Below are 2,266 nucleotides of genomic sequence, written 5' to 3'. Positions count from 1 at the left end.
GCCGCCGGAGCCGGTCTGGGGCGAGGCACGGCCCGAGGTGACCGCGCTGGAGGCGGGCGTGCCCTTCCTGATCCGGCCGGGCGGGGACCTCAGCACCGGCCTGTTCACGGACGCCCGGCCGCTGCGGGCCTGGGTGCGGGCGCACGCGCCGGGGGGCGGACGGGTGCTCAACACCTTCGCGTACACCTGCGGCTTCGGTCTGAGCGCGGCGCTGGGGGGCGCGGCCACCGTCAAGAACGTGGACCTCTCGCGCAAGGTGCTGGCCTGGGGGCAGCAGAACTACGCGCTGAGCGGCCTCGCGGCCCCCGACGCCGACTTCCTGTACGGGGACGTGTTCGAGTGGCTGGGCAGGCTGCGCAGGCGGGGGGACCGGTTCGACCTCGTGGTGCTGGACCCGCCGTCGTTCGCGCGGGGGAAAGCGGGGATCTGGCGGGCCGAGCGCGACTATGCGCGGCTGTCGGCGCTGGCGGCCCAAGTGACCGCGCCGGGGGGACAGGTGCTGGCCGTCACGAACCACGCGGGGCTGAGCAGCCCCGCTTTCGAACGGATGGTCGCGGCCGGACTGGCAGAGGCGGGGCGGCAGGCCCGTCCCCTCACCCGGCTGGGCGCGGGCGAGGACTACCCCGGCGCCACCCACCTCAAGGCCGGGGTGTGGGCGCTGGACTGAGCGTCAGCCCCGGCGCGGTGGGGCGAAGGGCGACAGCTCCCCGCCGACGAGGGTGCAGGCCACGTCGCCCAGCGGCACGGCCTCGCCCACGTCACCGTGGAGGGCGACCCCGCCGCGCAGGAGCACGTCCACCACCTCCCCAGACTCGATACAGGCCAGTTCTTCCGGCATGACGAAGCCGCTGAGGGTCACGTTGCCGACCGTGAAGCTGACAAACTCGGTCGCTTCGTCCGTACCTCCAGTCTACCTTCCCCGTCCCTTGTGGACCGGGTCACTTCGTTTTCCAAAGCGGGGCGTATGCTGTCCCCATGACTGCCAACGCGACCGAACAGACCCAGGTGCTGGTGCCCCTGACGACGCCCGAAGAGGTGGACCAGTTCCTGCGGGAGTACCCACTGGCCGCCGTGTTCAAGGCCGGGACCTGCCACAAGACCATGCAGGGCTTCGGGGTGCTGGAGACCTTCCTGCAGCGCCACGACCNTGGCCGCCGTGTTCAAGGCCGGGACCTGCCACAAGACCATGCAGGGCTTCGGGGTGCTGGAGACCTTCCTGCAGCGCCACGACCTGCCGGTGGGCTTTATCCGGGTGGTGGACTGGCGCCCGGCGAGCAACCACGTGGCCGAGATGACTGGCCTGGTGCACCACAGCCCGCAGTTCATCCTGTTCCGGGAGGGCCAGCCGCAGTTCGAGGTGAACAACTGGGACATCACCCCGGAAGCGCTCGGGCCGGTGTTCACCCAGCAGGTGCCCGCCCGTGAGGGCACGGGGACGGTGGCGACCGACGACAACGTGGAGCCCTACCGCCGCTTGATGCGGGCCTTTCTGGCGGGCGAACTGAACGAGTGGGCCTTTCAGGACCAGTACGTGACCCTCTTCCGCGACGACGCCAGCCTGCGCAGCCAGCGCGAGTTCGAGGCGCTCTCGCGCCTGTTCGGGGACCCCGACGCCTACCACGGCGGGCTGCACCAGCTCGGTGCTCCCGGGGAGCGCGGCGACCTGCGCGGGCGCGTTCAGGAGCTGTTGAACGACCTCGGCTGAGCCGCTGTCCCCCGCCCACTGTCCCCTGCCCGCCCGGCCACCTTGCCGGGCGGGTTTGCCATGCCCGCCGGATGATATGGATTCCGGAGAATCCGTGACAGCTCCTCCACTCCTCTGCGTCATCCTTTTTCCCTTTCCCTCTGGTCGGGATTCACAGTGATGGGACAACTGTTCGTCCGGAATCCGGATGAGGGGGATGTAAGTGAGCGGTAAGAGGGCCTGAGGTGTGATGGGCACCCGAGCGTGACGTTCCGCGTGTCCTTCTCCCGCCTCCGAGGTGACCCACCCCATGCCCCAGCCCCGGCTTCCCCTTCCGCCCGCGCCCGCCGTGTACAGCGGCCTGCACACCGACCATTACCCCTGGACCGAGGTCACGACCGATCTGCTGACCCGCCAGGGCCAGGGCCTGAGCGCCGTGTTCGACGCGCAGCAGGGCCCGCACTGGGCCCGCTTCGTGTGGGTTGGCGGGGCGCTGCGGGGGGGCTTTACCGCCGGGGGCGAGGTGGGCTGGCCGCAGGCGATGGCCGGGTTGCCCCGCGCCCGGGTCAGCCTGACGCCGCT

General features: G+C 70.9%; 2 protein-coding genes and 2 pseudogenes. 3 read left to right on the top strand and 1 reads right to left on the bottom strand.

Annotated elements, in window-relative coordinates; all coding sequences use genetic code 11:
- Positions 1-667 (top strand): class I SAM-dependent rRNA methyltransferase (locus QOL99_RS16520; protein ID WP_285525420.1); only part of this gene is annotated, 667 nt, incomplete at its 5' end.
- Positions 668-670: 3 nt separating this feature from the next.
- On the opposite strand, the gene QOL99_RS16515 is transcribed toward QOL99_RS16520, so the two are convergent.
- Positions 671-859: a hypothetical protein gene (locus tag QOL99_RS16515; RefSeq protein ID WP_285525418.1), complete on the bottom strand. Its 189-nt coding sequence runs from the start codon at positions 857-859 to the stop codon at positions 671-673.
- 116 nt (positions 860-975) lie between these two features.
- Between QOL99_RS16515 and QOL99_RS16505 the strand changes: the two are divergent.
- Together QOL99_RS16505 and QOL99_RS16500 are read left to right on the top strand one after the other, a co-directional pair.
- Positions 976-1,705 (top strand): annotated as a pseudogene (locus QOL99_RS16505) (monothiol bacilliredoxin BrxC family protein).
- A 289-nt stretch (positions 1,706-1,994) separates the two neighbouring features.
- Positions 1,995-2,266 (top strand): annotated as a pseudogene (locus QOL99_RS16500) (hypothetical protein); the annotation flags it as partial.

Source organism: Deinococcus rhizophilus (genome assembly GCF_030271215.1).
Classification (GTDB): domain Bacteria; phylum Deinococcota; class Deinococci; order Deinococcales; family Deinococcaceae; genus Deinococcus; species Deinococcus rhizophilus.
The sequence above is the reverse complement of the archived record's forward strand: the minus strand, read 5'-3'. Positions and strand labels throughout refer to the sequence as shown.